The organism is Blastococcus sp. SYSU DS0510 (assembly GCF_054050835.1).
Genome location: NZ_JBJHAC010000018.1, coordinates 73375 through 91097 on the forward strand (window position 1 = coordinate 73375; position 17723 = coordinate 91097).

The following is a 17723-nucleotide window of genomic DNA, read 5'->3' on the forward strand; positions in this document are numbered from 1 at the left end:
ACATGTGCCCGCGCGTATCCGGCCGACAGGTGTGGGCCAGGCCGCATCTTGGTACCGCCCATCCACGAACGGACGGCACCAGGAGGAACGACGTGGCACGACTGCAGGGTGACGGTCCGGCGCTCCCGCTCTACCTGAGCGAGCCCACCCGGGCCTTCGCGGACTACGGCCTCTACCTGGCGGCCCGTCCGCTGACCCAGCGGCTGCCGAAGGGTGACGGTCACCCGGTGCTGGTCCTGCCGGGCCTGCTCGCCGACGACACCTCGACGCGCGTGCTGCGGGCGACGCTCCGGCGGCTGGACTACCGGGTGCACGGCTGGGGCCTGGGCCGCAACATCGGCCCGACCGCGATCTGCGTGAACGGCCTGCGCGACCGGCTGGACTACCTGCACAACCGCTACCGCCGCGAGGTGACGCTCATCGGTTGGAGCCTGGGCGGCATCTTCGCCCGCGACCTCGCCCGCCAGTGCCCCGACGCGGTGCGCCAGGTGATCACGCTGGGCAGCCCGTTCCGCATCGAGCGGCACACCCAGACCCGCGCCTCCAAGGCCTTCGACCGCTACGCGCACCTGCACGTGGAGCAGCGGCAGTTCCCGTTGGAGACCGAGGGGTGCCCGCTGCCGGTGCCGGCGACGTCGATCTACTCGCACTTCGACGGCATCGTGCACTGGCAGACCTGCCTGAACACGCCGGGCGAGCGCTGCGAGAACATCGCCGTCATGGCCAGCCACCTCGGCATCGGCCACCACCCGGCGGCGCTCTGGGCGATCGCCGACCGGCTGGCGCAGCGGGAAGGCGAGTGGGCCCCGTTCAAGGCACCGGCGTTCCTGCGGCCGGCCTTCCCGAAGCCCGCCGAGCCCGCGGCGCCGGGCCCGGTGGACGTCGCCGCCGCCTGACCGGGCGACGGCACGGGTGGGCGCGACAGGGTTCGAACCTGCGACCGCTCGGTTGTAAGCCGAGAGCTCTACCGCTGAGCTACACGCCCCGCGCGCCCAGCTTAAGGACCCCGCTGCCCCCCACCACTCGCACGCTCGCGGCGGGTTCCTGCAGCGGGGCCACCCGGGCGCCCGGCTTCAGGCCGCGAGCGCGGCGACGGCGTCCTTCCAGCCGGACTGCTCGCGGGCGTCGCCGGGGCCGTTCACCTCGGCGAAGGAGATCGCACCCTCGGCGTCGACCAGGAAGGTGCCACGCACGGCCATGCCCGCCTTCTCGTTGAAGACGCCGTATGCCTTGGCGACCTCGCCGTGCGGCCAGAAGTCCGAGAGCAGCGTGAACTCGAGGTTCTCCTGCGCCTTGAACGCCTTGAGGCTGAAGACCGGGTCGGTGCTGATGGCCAGCACCGTCACGCCCGCGTCGGTGTAGTTCGTCAGCTCGTCACGCAGCTGGCAGAGCTCGCCGGTGCAGATGCCGGAGAAGGCGAACGGGTAGAAGACCAGCAGCACGGGGGTGCCCCGCAGTTCCGCGAGGGACACGACCTGCTTGTCCTGGTCGGGCAGGCTGAACTCGGGGGCGCGATCGCCGACGGAGAGGCTCATGCCGGTGATCGTGCCTCAGCGGCGGCTGCGGGCTGCCTTCGGGGTGACCAGCCGGATCCCCGACCAGTCCTTGGCCGCGGAGATGCTGGTGGTCTGCGAGAGCCCGGCCGTGGGGGCGACCTCGGTCACGTCGCCCGGCTCGACGTGCCCGGGCCGGCCCGACTTCGGGACCAGCAGCCAGACGACGCCCTCGTCGGCCAGGGAGGTCAGCGCGTCGGTGAGGGCGTCGAACAGGTCGCCGTCGTCCTCGCGCCACCAGAGCACGACGACGTCGGCGACCTCGTCGGTGTCCTCGTCCACCATCTCGCTGCCGGAAGCCTCGACGATCGAGTCGCGCAGGTCCTCGTCGGCGTCCTCGCTCCAGCCGAGCTCCTGCACGACCATGCCCGGCTTGATGCCCAACCGGGCCGCCATGCCGGTGCTGTCGACGCTCATCCCTGCTGCTCCTCCATGGGTCGGCCTGCTGCTGGCCTGGTGTGGGGTGGACGGTGCCCGGCCGGGCCGGTGACCGCGCGGGAGCGCGTCACGGGCGGACCAGGCGGGCGACGGACGGACACGCGGCGGTGATCGACACGACCAGCGGGAGAACCACCCGCACCCCGGTCATGTCACCCCTGTCGCTGTCGTCGATGCGCCCGCCACCCGGCCCTCGTGGGCGGGTGTCCGGACGGTGCCGTCTCGTCGAGGCACCGCAGGCGGAAGCGTAGGGCATAGCGGGCGGGGCGCAAGCCTGCGTGCACCGGGCGCACCGGGGCGTTGCCGGGGCGTGTCCGTCCGACACGACTTCACCGGTACATCGCGCCGCGACGTGACGAGGGCGACGTCGTCGGGAGACGATGTGTCCATGAGCGCACCGCAGCAGCCGGACGGCGACCCCGCCCGCGCAGGACAGACCCGCGCGGTCATCACCGACGGGCTCCCCAGCCAGCTGGTCGACACCGACCCCGACGAGACGCAGGAGTGGCTGGAGTCCCTCGACGCCGTCGTCGACCACGCCGGCCGCAACCGGGCCAGGTACCTGATGCTCCGCATGCTGCAGCGCAGCCGCGAGCAGCAGGTGGGCGTGCCGGCCCTGCGCAGCACCGACTACATCAACACGATCCCGCCGGAGCAGGAGCCGTGGTTCCCCGGCGACGAGGACGCCGAGCGGCGCATCCGCGCCTACATCCGGTGGAACGCCGCGATCATGGTCCACCGCGCGCAGCGCCCGGGGATCGGCGTCGGCGGGCACATCTCCTCCTACGCCAGCTCCGCCTCCCTCTACGAGGTGGGGTTCAACCACTTCTTCCGCGGCAAGGACCACCCGGGCGGCGGCGACCAGATCTGGTTCCAGGGGCACGCCTCCCCCGGCATCTACGCCCGCGCGTTCCTCGAGGGCCGGCTGACCGAGGACCAGCTCGACGGCTTCCGCCAGGAGGTCAGCCACCCCGGCGGCGGGCTGTCGTCCTACCCGCACCCGCGGCTGATGCCGGAGTTCTGGGAGTTCCCGACCGTCTCCATGGGCCTCGGCCCGCTGAACGCGATCTACCAGGCCCGGTTCAACCGGTACCTGCACGCGCGCGGCATCAAGGACACCTCCGACCAGCACGTCTGGGCCTTCCTCGGCGACGGCGAGATGGACGAGCCCGAGTCGCTGGGCGTCATCGGACTGGCCGCCCGCGAGGAGCTGGACAACCTCACCTTCGTCATCAACTGCAACCTGCAGCGCCTCGACGGGCCGGTGCGCGGCAACGGCAAGGTGATCCAGGAGCTGGAGTCGTTCTTCCGCGGCGCCGGCTGGAACGTGGTCAAGGTGATCTGGGGCCGGGAGTGGGACCCGCTGCTGGCCGCCGACCGGGACGGCGCGCTGGTCAACCTCATGAACACCACGCCCGACGGCGACTACCAGACCTACAAGGCCGAGGACGGCGCCTTCGTCCGCGAGCACTTCTTCGGCCGGGACGCCCGCACCCGCAAGCTCGTGGAGAGCATGAGCGACAAGGAGATCTGGGGCCTCTCGCGCGGTGGGCACGACTACCGCAAGGTGTACGCCGCGTTCAAGGCGGCCGTGGAGCACAAGGGCCAGCCGACGGTCATCCTGGCCAAGACCATCAAGGGCTGGACCCTCGGCAGCCACTTCGAGGGGCGCAACTCCACGCACCAGATGAAGAAGCTGACGGCCGAGGACCTCGCCGCCTTCCGCGACCGGCTCTACCTGGACATCCCGGACTCGGCGCTGGACAAGACCCTGCCGCCCTACTACAAGCCCGACCCGGACTCCGACGAGATGCAGTACATGCTCGAACGGCGCCGGGCCCTGGGTGGGGCCGTGCCGCGCCGCCGCTCGGAGTTCAAGACGCTCAAGGCGCCCGAGGACAAGGCCCTCGACGTCCTGCGCCGCGGCTCGGGCAAGCAGGAGGTGGCGACGACGATGGCGTTCGTCCGCCTGCTCAAGGAGCTGCTCAAGGACTCCGAGCTCGGCCCGCGGTTCGTGCCGATCATCCCGGACGAGGCCCGCACCTTCGGGATGGACTCCCTCTTCCCGACGCAGAAGATCTACAACCCGGCCGGCCAGCGCTACACCTCGGTCGACCGGGAGCTGATGCTCACCTACAAGGAGTCCGAGCAGGGCGTCATCCTGCACGAGGGCATCAACGAGGCCGGCTCGACGGCGTCGTTCACGGCCGTGGGCACCTCGTACGCCACGCACGGCGAGCCGATGATCCCGATCTACATCTTCTACTCGATGTTCGGGTTCCAGCGGACCGCCGACTCGATCTGGGCCGCCGCCGACCAGATGACCCGCGGCTTCCTCCTGGGCGCCACGGCCGGGCGGACGACGCTCAACGGCGAGGGCCTCCAGCACGAGGACGGCCACTCGCTGCTGATGGCGCAGACCAACCCCGCGGTGGTGAGCTACGACCCCGCGTTCTCCTACGAGGTCGCGCACATCACCCGGGACGCGCTGGCCCGCATGTACGGCGAGGACCCGGGCGCGCCGCTGGGCGGCTCCCGCTCCCCCGACGTCATGTACTACCTGACGGTCTACAACGAGCCGTTCAACCAGCCGGCCGAGCCCGAGGAGCTCGACGTGCAGGGCCTGCTGGCGGGCATGTACCGCTACGCCGAGGGCCCGCGGGCCGAGGACGGCGCGGCCGGCGAGGTCAAGGCGCAGCTGCTGGCCTCCGGCGTCGCCGTGCCGTGGGCGCTGCGGGCCCAGGAGCTGCTCGCGCAGGACTGGGGGGTGAGCGCCGACGTCTGGTCGGTGACCTCCTGGAACGAGCTGCGCCGCCAGGCCGACGAGTGCGAGGAGCACAACCTCCTGCACCCGGAGGAGGAGCCGCGGACGCCCTACGTCACCCAGCGGCTGCAGGAGACCGTGGGTCCGGTCGTGGCGGTGTCGGACTGGATGCGGGCGGTGCCCGACCTCATCGCGCCGTACGTGCCCGGGGGCATGGCGACGCTCGGCACCGACGGGTTCGGGCTCTCCGACACCCGCCCGGCGCTGCGGCGGCACTTCCACGTCGACGCCGAGTCGATCGTGGTGCGCACGCTCGCCTCGCTGGCCGACGAGGGGCAGGTCGACCGGGCGAAGGTGCGCGAGGCCGTGGAGAAGTACCGGATCCGGGACGTGCAGGCCGCCCCGGCCGAGGAGCGGTCGGACCCCAGCCCGGCGACCTGAGAAAGAGGCCGGGGAGCGGGGCCCGTCGCGGGCCCCGCTCCCCGTCTCAGCGCTGCTCGCGGTGGCGTCGGATGACGTCGGCGTAGACGCGGCCGCTGTCCTTCACGGTGCGCCGCTGGGTCTCGTAGTCGACGTGGACGAGCCCGAACCGCTGGGCGTAGCCCCGGGCCCACTCGTAGTTGTCCAACAGCGACCAGGCGAAGTAGCCGCGGACGTCGACGCCGTCGTCCACGGCCGCCCGCACCGCGGCGAGGTGGCGGACCAGGTAGTCGATGCGCTCGGGGTCGTGCACCCCGCCGTCCTCGGCCACCTCGTCCGCCCACGCCGAACCGTTCTCGGTGATGACCAGCGGCAGGCCGGGCGCCTGCTCCCCGATCCACCGCAGCAGCCGGGTGAACGCCTCCGGGCTCACGCCCCAGCCCATGGACGTCGTCGGCCCCTCGGGGTCGAGCTCGACGACGCCCTCGCCGCCGATGAAGGACGTCGGATCCTCCGGGTCCCGGACGCCGACCTCGACCGTGGACTCGAAGTAGTAGTTCACGCCGAGCCAATCCAGCGGCGCGGCGATGGTCTCCAGGTCGCCGTCCTCCACCGGGAGCGGCGCACCGGCCCCGGCGAGGTCGGCGACGACGTCCTCGGGGTACGCGCCGTTGATCACCGGCAGGAGGAACATCCGGTTCTGCTGCCCATCCAGCTTCCGCGCGGCGTCGACGTCCTCGGGCCGATCGCTCGCCGGCGTCATCGGCGTGAAGTTCAACGTGATCCCCAGGCTCTCGGCGCCCTGGTCGCGCAGCACCCGGCTGGCCAGGCCGTGCCCCAGCAGCAGGTGGTGGGTGGCCCGCGCGGCGGCCACCGGGTCGCGCTGCCCCGGCGCGTGCTGGCCGGACATGTGGCCCAGCAGCGCGCTGCACATCGGCTCGTTGAGCGTGGACCAGTGCCGCACCCGGTCGCCCAGCGCGTCGTGCACGATCCCCGCGTAGTCGGCGAAGCGGGCGGCGGTGTCGCGCGCCGCCCAGCCGCCCTGGTCCTGCAGCGCCTGCGGCAGGTCCCAGTGGTAGAGCGTCAGCCAGGGGTCCACGCCGTTCTCGAGCAGCTCGTCGACCAGCCGGCGGTAGAAGTCCAGCCCCCGCTGCTCGATCCGACCCGCGCCCTCGGGCAGCACGCGCGACCACGCGACCGAGAACCGGTAGGCCGAGAGCCCGAGCTCGACCATCAGCGCGACGTCCTCGGGGTAGCGGGTGTAGTGCTCGGCGGCGACGTCGCCGGTGTGCCCCTGGAACGTGCGGCCGGGGGTGTGGCTGAACGTGTCCCAGATGGAGGGGCCGCGGCCGTCGGCCCGCACCGCGCCCTCGATCTGGTAGGCGGCCGTGGCGGCGCCGAAGAAGAACCCGGGCGGGAAGACCAGCCCGGAGGCCAGCTCCGGTCGGAGGTCGGTCGAGGACATGGGCGCGCTGCTCCTTGGCGGGTCGGTCGGTCCGGGGCGCTGGTCGGCGGCGTGCGCCCCGACGCGGTGAGAACGTTCTCACACCCGCCGCGCCCACGCCTGGCCCGGACGGGCGGTCCACGCCGCGGACCTCGTGCGGGGATCGATCCGGCACTACGGTGACCACCCGGCGGCCGGCGCGGGCGCCACCGGGAACCGCCGAGGAGGTGCCATGACCACCGATGCGCGGCCGGCGAGCCCCACGCTGCACGAGGTCGCCGAGCTGGCGGGGGTCTCCCGGGCGACCGTCTCGCGGGTGATCAACGACTCCCCGCGCGTCAGCCCGGAGGCCCGCCGGGCCGTGGAGGCCGCCGTCGAGACGCTGCGCTACGTGCCGAACCGGGCGGCCCGCAGCCTGGTCACCCGGCGCACCGACACGATCGCCCTGGTCCTGTCGGAGTCCGACACCCAGGTGTTCTCCGACCCGTTCTTCGCCAGCATCGTCCGGGGGCTCTCCGGCCGGCTGGCCGACACCGAGCTGAACCTCGTGCTGCTGGCCGCCCGCGGGGAGCGGGAGCAGGCGAAGATCGGCCGGTACGTGCGGCAGGGGCACGTCGACGGCGTGATCCTCATGTCGCTGCACCGCGACGACACGCTGCCCGACATCCTGGCCACCGCCCACGTCCCGGTGGTGCTGTCCGGGCGCCCGCTGGACGGCCGCGCCATGGCCTACGTCGACGCCGACAACGCCGGTGGGGCCGCCGCCGCCACCCGGCACCTGCTCGGGCTGGGCCGCGGCCGCGTCGCGACGATCACCGGGCCGATGGACATGGTCGCCGGGCTGGACCGGCTCGCCGGCTACCGGGCCGCGCTCGCCGAGGCCGGCCGCGCGGAGGCGCCGGAGCTCGTCGCGGAGGGCGACTTCACCGAGGCCGGCGGCCGGCGCGCCATGACCCGGCTGCTGGCCGACGCCCCCGACCTGGACGCCGTGTTCGTCGCCTCCGACCCGATGGCCTGCGGTGCGCTCCGGGCGCTGCGGGCAGCCGGCCGGAAGGTGCCCGAGGACGTCGCCGTGGTCGGCTTCGACGACGCGGCGGTGGCGGCGACCTGCGACCCGCCGCTGACCACCGTCGCGCAGCCGCTGGACGAGATGACCGCGGCGCTGGTCGACCTGCTGCTGGGGCAGATCGAGTCGGGTGCGGGCGCCGGGGAGAGCCGGCTGTGCGCGACATCGCTGGTCCGGCGCGCGTCGGCCTGAGCGCGGCCCCTCAGCCGGACAGGGCCTGGAACGCCATCTGCGCGTAGAGGGCGACGCCGGCCGGCAGCGGCTCCTCGTCGAACACGACCAGGTTGGAGTGGTTGGGCGGGGCCGTGGCGGGGTCCACGCCGTGCGGGCGGGCGCCGAGCCACGCCATCACGCCGGGCACCCGCTGCAGCACGTAGGAGAAGTCCTCGGCGCCCATCAGCGGGGCGGGCATCAGCACCGCGGCCTCCCGGCCGAACAGCTCGGCCGCCGTCGTCAGCACGCGGGCGGCCATGCCCGGGTCGTTCATCGTCACCGGGTAGCCCTCGGCGTGCTCCCAGTGCAGCTCCAGCTCGTGCGCGGCGGCCACGTGCGTGGCGACCCGCTGCACCGAGGCGACGACGTCGGCCCGCCGCTCGGCCGAGAGGGTCCGGATCGTCCCCTCCAGGTAGGCGGTGTCGGGGATGACGTTGTTCGTGGAGCCCGCCTCGATGTGGGCGACGGTCACGACCGCCGGGTCGAAGACGTCGACGCGGCGGGTGACCATCGACTGCAGGGCCAGCACGATCTCGGCCGCCACGGGGATCGGGTCGGCCGCCGCGTGCGGCTCGGAGGCGTGCCCGCCGCGCCCGCGGAGCGTCATGCGCCACTGGTCGGCCGCCGCCATCACCGGGCCGGGCCGGAGGTTCACCGTCCCGCTGGGCAGGGTCGAGGAGACGTGCAGCGCGAACGCGCCGCTCACCGGGGCCTCGGGGACGACCTCGAGCAGGCCCTCGTCCAGCATGTAGCGCGCGCCGTGGAACCCCTCCTCCCCCGGCTGCGCCATGAAGACGACCTGGCCGGCCAGCTCGTCCCGGTGGGCCGAGAGCACCCGCGCCGCGCCGACCAGCATCGCGACGTGGGTGTCGTGGCCGCAGGCGTGCATGACGCCGGGCACCTCGGAGGCGAACGGCAGGGCGCTGTCCTCGTGCACCGGCAGGGCGTCCATGTCGCCGCGCAGCAGGAAGGTCGGCCCCGGGCGGGCGCCGCGCAGCACGCCGACCACCGAGCTGGTCGTGGTGCCGGTGGTCACCTCCAGCGGCAGCTCGGCGAACGCCTCCAGCACCGCCGCCTGCGTCCGGGGCAGGTGCAGCCCGATCTCCGGGTGCCGGTGCAGCTGCCGGCGCAGCTCGATCGTGCGGTCGGCGTCGGAGTACGCCGCGGCGAGCAGGTCGGAGGGACTCGGCATGCCCCCCACTCTCACACGGCCCACGCCGGCCGGGCGGCGTCGACCTGCCAGACGACGACCGCCGCGGGCTGGGCCACCCGCACCGGACCGCCGTCCCAGCGCGCCACCTCTTCGCCCGCGACGAGCACGAGCCCCGGCGGCACCGCGAGCTCCTCCCCCGGCACCGCTCGGCCGACCCACAACCGCGCGTCCCCCCGGCCCAGGTCGACCGCGCCCGCGGCCGACCGGTGCACCGCGTGCGCGGCGGGCTCCGCGGGAGCGGCGCTGCGCAGGTAGCACTGCAGCACCCGGGCCCCCTGCGCGCCGGCCACCTCGTCGTGGGCCAGCCCGTCACCGGCGCGGAGCACCGCGACGTCGCCGGCGGTGACGGTGACCCCGGCGCCCCACCGGTGGTGCAGCGCCCCGGCCAGGACGACGGCGACGACGTCGACGGCGCGGTGCTCGTGCCGGCCGTAGCCCTGCCCGGGTCCGAGCCGGTCGTCGGCGATCCGCAGCAGCGGGCCCAGCGAGCCGTCGTCGGGGGCGAGCACCACGCGGGAGTCGGGGGCGGCCGGCCCGCCGTCCCCACCGCCCCGGGGGGCACCGACCGGGGGAACGTCCACGGCCTCACTCTCCCCGATCTCGACGGGCGTGACACGCTGACCCGGTGAGCCGGGTGAGCAACCACCCGCCGAGCGACGCGACGCTCCGGCGGCTGGAGCGGGCGTCGGGGTCGTTGGCCACGCAGGCCGTCGCCCGGATGGACGAGGACCTGCCCTGGTTCCGAGCCATGCCGGCCGACCAGCGCTCGTGGGTCACCCTCGTGGCCCAGGCCGGGATCGCCTCCCTCGTCGAGTGGTGCCGCAGCCCCGGCCGGCCGCCGCGGCTCACCGGCGAGGTGTTCGGCGCCGCGCCCCGCGAGCTGGTCCGGGCGGTGGCCCTGAAGCAGACGGTCGACCTGATCAAGGTCACCGTGGAGGTGATGGAGGAACGGGTCACCTCCGTCGCCGAGCCCGGGGACGAGGAGACGCTGCGGCTGGCCGTGCTGCAGTTCAGCCGCGAGGTCGCCTTCGCCACCGCGCACGTCTACGCGAGCTTCGCCGAGAGCCGGGGCGCCTGGGACGCGCGGCTGGAGGCTCTCGTCGTCGACGCGCTGGTGCGGGGCGAGCGTTCGGAGGAGCTCTCCGGGCGGGCCGCGGCGCTCGGCTGGGCCGCGGGCACCCCGGCGCTCGTCGTGGTCGGGGCGACGCCGACCGGAGGCGAGGACCCGCACGGGGCCGTGCGCCGGGCCGCCCGCAGCCTGCACTGCGACGTGCTGGTCGGGGTGCACGCCGACCAGCTGGTGGTCGTCCTGGGCGGCACCGGCGACCTCGACGCGGCGGCCGATCGGGTCGCCGACGAGTGCGGCGACGGGCCCGTGGTCACCGGCCCGGTCGTGGACGGCCTGGGGCGCGCCGCCGTCTCCGCCGCGGCGGCGCTCGCGGGGCTCCGGGCGGCGGGCGCGTGGCCGGAGGCGCCGCGCCCGGTGGCGGCCGACGCCCTGCTCGCCGAGCGCGCGCTCGCCGGCGACCCGCTGGCCCGGACGGCGCTGCACGACCACGTGGCCGCGCCGCTGCGCGCCGCGGGTGGCGGGGTGCTGGAGACGGTCCGGGCCGTGCTGAGCACCGGCGGCAACCTGGAGGCGAGCGCGCGGGCGATCTTCGTCCACCCCAACACCGTGCGGTACCGGCTGCGCCGCGCGGCCGAGCTGACCGGGCTCTCGGCGACCGACCCGCGGGGCAGCTGGACGCTCCAGGTGGCCCTCGCGCTCGCCGCCCTGGACCGCGACCGCTCCCTCTGGCACTGAGCGCGACACCGGGCCCGCACGTCCGGTTCCCACCACAGGCCGGCCCTCCGACCCGCCGTATTGCCGCGTGTGTTGGAGGGTTCCCACAAAGAACGGCCGTGGGCTTTTGCCCCCCTCGCCGCGCGGGGAAGCGGTGATCACTGGCACGGTGGAGAGGTGCTCGCCGTCCTCGCCCCGGGTCAGGGTGCCCAGAAGCCCGGGATGCTGACCGACTGGCTCGACCTCCCCGGCGCCGAACCGTTCTTCCGCTGGGCCGGTGCCATCGCCGGTGCCGACCTGCTGTCCCTCGGCACGACCGGGGACGCCGAGGCGATCAAGGACACCGCGGTCACCCAGCCGCTCGTCGTCGCGATGAGCCTGTTCGTCGCCCGCGAGCTGGGCGGGCTGCCCGGCCCGGTGTCGCACACCCCGCACACCGGCCGCGACGTCGTCATCGCCGGGCACAGCGTCGGCGAGCTCACCGCCGCTGCGCTCGCCGGCGTGCTGAGCGTCGAGGCGGCGATCGCGCTGACCGCCGTCCGCGGCCGGGCCATGGCCGCGGCGTGCGCGCAGACGCCCACCGGCATGTCCGCCGTCCTGGGCGGCGACCCCGACGAGGTCCTGGCCGCCCTCGAGCGGCACGGCCTGACCCCGGCCAACATGAACGGCGCCGGGCAGGTCGTCGCCGCCGGCACCGTCGACGGGCTGGCCGCGCTGAAGGCGGAGCCGCCGGCCAAGGCGCGCATCATGCCCCTCCCGGTGGCGGGCGCCTTCCACACCGCGTACATGGCCCCGGCGCGGGAGGAGCTCGAAGGGCTGGTCGGCGGCCTCCGCCCGGCCGACCCGAGCCGGCTGCTGCTCTCCAACGCCGACGGCGCCGCCGTCGACTCCGGCGCCGAGGTGCTGGCCCGCCTGGTCAGCCAGGTGACGAGCCCGGTGCGCTTCGACTCCTGCCTGGCCACGATGCGCGAACTCGGGGTCACCGCCGTCCTGGAGCTGCCGCCGGCGGGGGCCCTCGCCGGGCTCGCCAAGCGCGAGTGGAAGGGCGCCGGCATCGAGGTGCTGGCCGTCGGCTCGCCGGCCGACCTCGACCGCGCCCGGGAGCTGATCGCGGCCGAGCGCGGCCGGGCCGAGGCCGAGCACCTGCCCGACTGGCGCATGGTCGTCGCCCCGGCCCGCGGGACCGTGAGCCCCGCCGAGATCGCGGAGGGCACCCACCTCCCCGCGGGCACCCCGCTCGGCTGCATCCGCGGCCGGCGGGAGGAGGTCAACGTCTCCGCCGGCTACGACGGCGTGCTCGCCGAGTGGCTGGTGCACGACGGGGATCTCGTCGACGCCGGCGACCCGATCGCCCGGCTCTACCCGGAGGTGACCGCGTGACCAGGCTGAAGCTGCCCCAGGGCGCCGCGGGCGCCCGGATCGTGGGGTTCGGGAGCTACCGCCCGCGGCAGCGGGTGACCAACGACGACCTCGCCCAGCGCATGGACACCAACGACGAGTGGATCCAGGCGCGGGTCGGCATCGCGGAGCGCCGGTGGGCCGAGCCCGACGAGACGCTGGTGGAGATGTCGGTCGCGGCGGGCGGCAAGGCCCTAGCCGCCAGCGGGTTCGACGCCGGCGACATCGACCTGGTGCTGCTCGCGACCACCAGCCCGCCCAAGGCCATCCCGGGCCTCGCGCCGCGGATCGCCCACCAGCTGGGCGTCCCCCGCCCGGGTGCCTTCGACGTCAACGCCGGCTGCGCCGGGTGGTGCTACGCGCTCAGCGCCGCGGCCGACGCCATCCGCAGCGGCACCGCGCGCAACGCCCTGGTCATCGGTGGGGAGCGGCTGACCGACTACACCAACCTCGAGGACCGGGCGACGGCGGTCATCTTCGCCGACGGCGCAGGCGCCGCGGTGGTCACCGCGTCCGACGAGCCGGCCATCGGCCCGGCGGTGTGGGGCAGTGACGGCGACCTGCACGAGGCGATCGCCATCCCTCCGGACGAGACCGGCATGAGCATGGCCGGCCAGGCCGTCTACCGCTGGGCGACGACGAAGCTCACCGACACCCTCGTCGAGGCGATGCGCCGAGCCGGCGTCGGGCCCGAGGACATCGACGTCTTCGCGCCGCACCAGGCCAACCTGCGGATCATCGAGCTGATGGCCAAGCGGCTCAAGCTCCCCGAGCGGACCGTCATCGCCCGCGACATCGTGCGCTCGGGCAACACCTCGTCGGCCTCCGTGCCGCTGGCGTTGGCGGCGCTCATGGAGAGCGGCGAGGCGAAGAGCGGTGATCTGGCCCTGCTCCTAGGGTACGGAGCCGGTCTGACCTTCGCCGGTCAGGTCGTCGTCCTGCCGTGAGCTCAGCGGCCGGGAGCCCGACCGCTCCCCCCAGATCCCCGGGACACCCGTCCCGGACGTCGACGGCGCCCCGCCCCGGGGTCGCCGTCCCATCCGAGAGAGAGGACCCCGCGTTGGCAAGCACCCAGGAGATCCAGGCCGGACTCGCCGAGATCCTCGAGGAGGTGGCCGGTGTGACCCCTGCCGACGCCACCCCGGAGAAGTCCTTCACCGAGGACCTCGACGTCGACTCCCTGTCGATGGTCGAGATCGCCACCGCCGTCGAGGACAAGTTCGGCGTCGCCATCCCCGACGACCAGCTCGCCAACATCAAGACCGTCGGCGACGCCATCAGCTTCATCGAGAGCAACCAGTAGAAGGACCCCCTGCCCCCCACCACTCGCACGCTCGCGGCGGGGCCCTGCAGGGGGCCTCGCCGCGAGCACCCGTACGAGGAGACATCCCATGAGCCCGTCCACCACCGACGTCGTCGTCACCGGCCTCGGGGCCACCACGCCCCTCGGCGGGGACGTGACCGGCACCTGGGACGCCCTGCTCGCCGGCCGCTCGGGCATCAGCCGGATCACCGAGGAGTGGGTGCAGGAGTTCCCGGCCCAGCTGGTCGCCCGCCTCGCGATCGACCCCGCTGAGCAGATCGACCGCGTCCGCGCCCGCCGCCTCGACCGGAGCCAGCAGGTGGCGGTCATCGCCGCCGAGCAGGCGTGGGCGGAGTCCGGCGCGGCGGACTCCGGGGTCGCCCCGGAGCGGATCGCCGTGGTCTTCGGCACCGGCATCGGCGGCGCGCTGACGCTGCTCGGGCAGGACGACGTGCTCGAGCAGAAGGGCCCCAAGCGGGTCTCGCCCTTCACCATCCCGATGCTGATGCCCAACGGCCCGGCGGCGGCGGTCGGCCTGGCCATCGGCGCCAAGGGCGGGGTGCACGCCCCCGTGAGCGCCTGCGCCTCCGGCGCGGAGGCCATCCGCTGGGGCCTGGACCTGCTGCGCTTCGACCGCGCGGACATCGTCCTCGTCGGCGGCGCCGAGGCCTGCGTCCACCCGCTCCCCATGGCCGGGTTCGCCGCGATGCGCGCGATGTCCACCCGCAACGACGAGCCGGAGCGCGCCTCCCGGCCGTTCGACAAGGGCCGTGACGGCTTCGTGCTCGGCGAGGGCGCGGCCGCCCTGGTCCTGGAGCGGGCCGACTCCGCCGCCGCCCGCGGCGCCCGGGTGCACGCCCGGCTCGCCGGCGCCGGCGCCACCGCCGACGGCTACGACCTCGTCGCCCCCCACCCCGAGGGCGAGGGCGCCGGCCGGGCGATCACCGCCGCGCTGCGCGACGCCGGCCTCTCCCCCACCGACATCGGGCACGTCAACGCCCACGCGACCTCCACCCCGGTCGGCGACACCGCCGAGGCCGCCGCCATCCACTCGTCGCTGGGCGAGCACGTGCTGGTCAGCGCCACCAAGAGCCAGACCGGCCACCTGCTGGGCGCCGCCGGCGCGCTGGAGGCGGTGTTCACCATCCTCGCGCTGCGCGAGCAGGTGGTCCCGGCGACGGCGAACCTCGACGACCCCGACGACGACGCCGCCGTCCAGGCCCTGGACATCGTGCGCCGTGAGCCGCGCAAGGCCCAGCTGACCGCGGCGGTCAACGACTCGTTCGGCTTCGGCGGTCACAACATCGCGCTGGTCTTCACCACCGCCTGACGAAGGACCCCGTCCCCTCACCCTTCGCAGGCTCCGGGCGAGCCTCCGGACGGGGCCACATGACCCGGAGGTACCCGTGACGACAGTCCAGGCAGCGCCCGCCGTGACCGCGCCCGACCCCCGCGACCCGGAGGACCGGCTGCGGCGGTTCTTCGACGAGGGCTCCCTGCTCCTGCTCGGCACCCACGACACCTCCGGGGTGCTGGCGGGCCGCGGCACGGTGCAGGGCAGCCCCGCCATCGCCTTCTGCACCGACGCCACGGTGATGGGCGGGGCGATGGGCATCGACGGCTGCCGGCACATCGTCGACGCGATCGATGCCGCCCTGCGGGAGCGGGTGCCGGTCATCGGTATCTGGCACTCCGGCGGGGCGCGCCTGGCCGAGGGCGTGACCGCCCTGCACGCGGTCGGCGAGGTGTTCGCGGCGATGGTCCGGGCGTCGGGCCGCATCCCGCAGATCTCGGTGGTGCTCGGCCCGGCCGCCGGTGGGGCCGCCTACGGGCCGGCGCTCACCGACCTGGTGATCATGGGGCCGGCCGGCCGGGTGTTCGTGACCGGGCCCGAGGTGGTGCGGTCGGTCACCGGCGAGAACGTCGACATGGAGAGCCTGGGCGGCCCCGACACCCACGGGCGGCGGAGCGGCGTCGTGCACGTGGTCACCGACTCCGAGCCCGCCGCGCTGGAGACGGCACGGCTGGCCGTCGACCTGCTGGCCGCGCAGGGCAGCTTCGCCCCGGCCGCGGACCAGACGGGCACCGACCTGGGCGCGCTGCTGCCCGAGCAGACCAACCGCGCCTACGACGTGAAGCCGCTGGTCTCCTCGATCCTGGACGAGCCGGGGCTGGAGCTGCACCCGCGGTTCGCGCCCAACGTGGTCACCGCGCTGGGCCGGCTGGCCGGGCGCACCGTCGGCGTGGTCGCCAACAACCCGCTCCGCCTGGGCGGCTGCCTGGACTCGGCGTCGGCGGAGAAGGCGGCCCGGTTCGTGCGCATGTGCGACGCCTTCGGGGTCCCGCTGGTGGTGCTGGTCGACGTGCCGGGCTACCTGCCCGGCGTCGGGCAGGAGTGGGACGGCGTCGTCCGCCGGGGGGCCAAGCTGCTGCACGCATTCGCCGAGGCGGTGGTCCCCCGCGTCACGCTGGTGACCCGCAAGTCCTACGGCGGCGCCTACATCGCGATGAACTCCCGCTCCCTGGGCGCGACGGCGGTGTTCGCATGGCCCGGGGCGGAGGTCGCCGTCATGGGCGCCAAGGCGGCCGTCGGCATCCTCCACCGCAAGAAGCTGGCCGCGGCGCCTCCCGGCGAGCGCGAGGCGCTGCACGCCCAGCTGGCCGAGGAGCACGAGCGGATCGCCGGTGGGGTCAACCGGGCGCTGCAGATCGGCGTCGTCGACGAGGTGGTCGAGCCGGTGCGCACCCGGCAGCGGCTCGTCGAGGCGCTCGCCGCCGCCCCGCACGGCCGCGGGGCCCACGGCAACATCCCGCTCTGACGTGGAAAGGCCGTCCCGGCGCCGCTTCCCCGACGGCGCCCGGACGGCCCGCTCCAGGCTACGACGACTCCCCGACCAGGCCGGGAGTGTCGTGCCCCGATCGTGACCTTCAGACCACCTGGTGGAGCCAGGTCACCGGGCTGCCGTCGCCGGCGTGCCGGTAGACCTCCAGGTCGGCGTCCCAGGCCGCGCCCAGCAACTCGTCCACCCCGTGCCGGAAGGCCTCGATGGAGGTCGCCGTGGCCGCCAGGTGCCGCAGCTGCTGCTCGGTGACGATGAGGTCGCCGTTCGCGCTGGTGGGCGCGCGGAAGACCCCGTGGCCCGGCACGTAGGACATGCGCTCGCCGTCGTTGCCGTGGCTGGCTTCCTCGGTGACCTCGAAGCGCAGCATCGGCCACGCGCGCAGCGCAGCCACGAGCTTGGCGCCGGTACCGGGCGAACCCGTCCACGCCACTTCGGCACGGTATGCACCGTGCGCCGCAGGCTGCTCAGCCCACGACAGGGAGACCGGCGCGCCGACGACGCGTTCCAGCGCCCACTCGACGTGCTGGCAGAGCGCCTTCGGGCACGAGTGCACGAAGACGACACCCTGGGTTGACCGTCGCTGCACCGGGCACCTCCATCGACTCGATCGGTCTCGTCTTCCCCTACGGACCCATCGATTCGGTGACGCGCCGTTATCGGCAGTGGCGGAGCAGGGCTCCCGCGACAAGTCTGCACGATGGAGGCCCCATCGCGCCAGCCCGGCTGTGACTCCTGGGGCGCACGTGGCATCGCTGCATCAGATCGGCGCCTTGTTGCTGGTCAGCGGCCAATACCATCTGCGACCGAGCACGTCCAGCCATGTCAGCGTATTCACAGGTCCACGCGCTCGGCGGGCGCCGCGCCGGTCGGCCACCCTCTTCTCCCGGCCCAGGAGATCGACCTTCCGATCACTGAACGTAGTTGCTCGGTGGGACGCGGGCGCCGCGTTCGCGGCGTGCGACCAGCAGATCCGGTCGGGCCATCGTTGACTCTCCGTGGCGACTGGGAGACACCGTGTGGACGGACGAGGGTCAGCGTCCAGCACGGCGGGCTCGTCGCCGCCCAGCCGGGCGACGGTGTCGGTCTCGCGCACGGCGCCGGCGAGCGCCGTCGCCACCGCGGAGAGCGGGACGTCGCCGGCCGCGTGGCCCTCCCGGTAGGCCGCCGGCGCGGGGAGCCCGCGCGCCGGCTCCGCCACAGCCGCCGACCCCGAGAGTTCTCCCGAGCCCGCCGGCGGTGCCTGGCGCCGTCATCCCTGTGCGCGTGACCGGCGCCACGATCGGCG

Annotated in this window: 16 protein-coding genes and 1 tRNA gene; 9 read left to right on the top strand and 8 right to left on the bottom strand. The window is 74.4% G+C overall.

Annotation, left to right across the window (positions count from 1 at the left end; translation table 11 throughout):
* Positions 1-92: 92 nt before the first annotated feature.
* Positions 93-896 (top strand): esterase/lipase family protein, encoded by an 804-nt coding sequence (locus ACI79P_RS15290; protein WP_456581907.1) that lies wholly within the window; start codon positions 93-95, stop codon positions 894-896.
* A gap of 17 nt (positions 897-913) precedes the next feature.
* On the opposite strand, the gene ACI79P_RS15295 is transcribed toward ACI79P_RS15290, so the two are convergent.
* From ACI79P_RS15295 to ACI79P_RS15305, 3 genes are all read right to left on the bottom strand, one after another.
* Positions 914-985, bottom strand: a tRNA-Val gene (locus ACI79P_RS15295).
* A gap of 88 nt (positions 986-1073) precedes the next feature.
* Complete coding sequence (locus ACI79P_RS15300) at positions 1074-1535, bottom strand: peroxiredoxin (RefSeq protein WP_456581908.1); 462 nt, start codon at positions 1533-1535, stop codon at positions 1074-1076.
* A 15-nt stretch (positions 1536-1550) separates the two neighbouring features.
* Positions 1551-1970, bottom strand: a complete 420-nt coding sequence (locus ACI79P_RS15305) for a DUF3052 domain-containing protein (RefSeq protein ID WP_456581909.1) — start codon at positions 1968-1970, stop codon at positions 1551-1553.
* A 409-nt stretch (positions 1971-2379) separates the two neighbouring features.
* On the opposite strand from ACI79P_RS15305, the gene aceE reads away from it, so the two are divergent.
* Positions 2380-5196, top strand: a complete 2817-nt coding sequence (gene aceE / locus ACI79P_RS15310; protein ID WP_456581910.1) for a pyruvate dehydrogenase (acetyl-transferring), homodimeric type — start codon at positions 2380-2382, stop codon at positions 5194-5196.
* 46 nt (positions 5197-5242) lie between these two features.
* Here the strand turns inward: aceE and ACI79P_RS15315 are convergent, their stop codons facing one another.
* Positions 5243-6640 carry a GH1 family beta-glucosidase gene (locus ACI79P_RS15315; protein WP_456581911.1) on the bottom strand — a complete coding sequence of 466 codons (1398 nt, stop codon included), beginning with the start codon at positions 6638-6640 and terminating at the stop codon, positions 5243-5245.
* A 211-nt stretch (positions 6641-6851) separates the two neighbouring features.
* Between ACI79P_RS15315 and ACI79P_RS15320 the strand changes: the two genes are divergently transcribed.
* A complete protein-coding gene (locus tag ACI79P_RS15320) occupies positions 6852-7877 on the top strand; it encodes a LacI family DNA-binding transcriptional regulator (RefSeq protein WP_456581912.1) in 1026 nt (341 codons plus the stop codon).
* 10 nt (positions 7878-7887) lie between these two features.
* Here the strand turns inward: ACI79P_RS15320 and ACI79P_RS15325 are convergent, their stop codons facing one another.
* Together ACI79P_RS15325 and ACI79P_RS15330 are read right to left on the bottom strand one after the other, a co-directional pair.
* Positions 7888-9090: a M20 metallopeptidase family protein gene (locus ACI79P_RS15325; protein WP_456581913.1), complete on the bottom strand. Its 1203-nt coding sequence runs from the start codon at positions 9088-9090 to the stop codon at positions 7888-7890.
* Positions 9091-9101: 11 nt separating this feature from the next.
* Complete coding sequence (locus tag ACI79P_RS15330) at positions 9102-9692, bottom strand: pirin family protein (protein ID WP_456581914.1); 591 nt, start codon at positions 9690-9692, stop codon at positions 9102-9104.
* Between the two features lie 44 nt (positions 9693-9736).
* Here ACI79P_RS15330 and ACI79P_RS15335 point away from each other — a divergent pair, with 44 nt between their 5' ends.
* The 6 genes from ACI79P_RS15335 (at position 9737) to ACI79P_RS15360 (ending at position 16414) form a co-directional block, all read left to right on the top strand.
* The gene (locus ACI79P_RS15335) at positions 9737-10915 is read left to right on the top strand and encodes a PucR family transcriptional regulator (RefSeq protein ID WP_456581915.1); all 1179 of its coding nucleotides are present in this window, start codon (positions 9737-9739) and stop codon (positions 10913-10915) included.
* Between the two features lie 156 nt (positions 10916-11071).
* Entirely contained in the window at positions 11072-12274 is a 1203-nt protein-coding gene (locus tag ACI79P_RS15340; RefSeq protein ID WP_456581916.1) for an acyltransferase domain-containing protein, read from the top strand.
* Positions 12271-13239 (top strand): beta-ketoacyl-ACP synthase III, encoded by a 969-nt coding sequence (locus tag ACI79P_RS15345; protein WP_456581917.1) that lies wholly within the window; start codon positions 12271-12273, stop codon positions 13237-13239. The genes ACI79P_RS15340 and ACI79P_RS15345 overlap by 4 nt, the downstream gene beginning before the upstream one ends.
* A 113-nt stretch (positions 13240-13352) precedes the next feature.
* On the top strand, positions 13353-13595 hold the full coding sequence (locus ACI79P_RS15350; protein ID WP_091934614.1) for an acyl carrier protein: 243 nt from the start codon (positions 13353-13355) through the stop codon (positions 13593-13595).
* An 88-nt stretch (positions 13596-13683) separates the two neighbouring features.
* Positions 13684-14925, top strand: coding sequence for a beta-ketoacyl-[acyl-carrier-protein] synthase family protein (locus ACI79P_RS15355; protein ID WP_456581918.1), 1242 nt, complete (start codon positions 13684-13686; stop codon positions 14923-14925).
* 76 nt (positions 14926-15001) lie between these two features.
* Complete coding sequence (locus tag ACI79P_RS15360; protein ID WP_456581919.1) at positions 15002-16414, top strand: acyl-CoA carboxylase subunit beta; 1413 nt, start codon at positions 15002-15004, stop codon at positions 16412-16414.
* Between the two features lie 109 nt (positions 16415-16523).
* Here the strand turns inward: ACI79P_RS15360 and ACI79P_RS15365 are convergent, their stop codons facing one another.
* Together ACI79P_RS15365 and ACI79P_RS15370 are read right to left on the bottom strand one after the other, a co-directional pair.
* Complete coding sequence (locus ACI79P_RS15365; protein WP_091934603.1) at positions 16524-17024, bottom strand: DUF3145 domain-containing protein; 501 nt, start codon at positions 17022-17024, stop codon at positions 16524-16526.
* 171 nt (positions 17025-17195) lie between these two features.
* Positions 17196-17636 (bottom strand): diguanylate cyclase domain-containing protein, encoded by a 441-nt coding sequence (locus ACI79P_RS15370; protein WP_456581920.1) that lies wholly within the window; start codon positions 17634-17636, stop codon positions 17196-17198.
* Between the last annotated feature and the right edge of the window lie 87 nt (positions 17637-17723).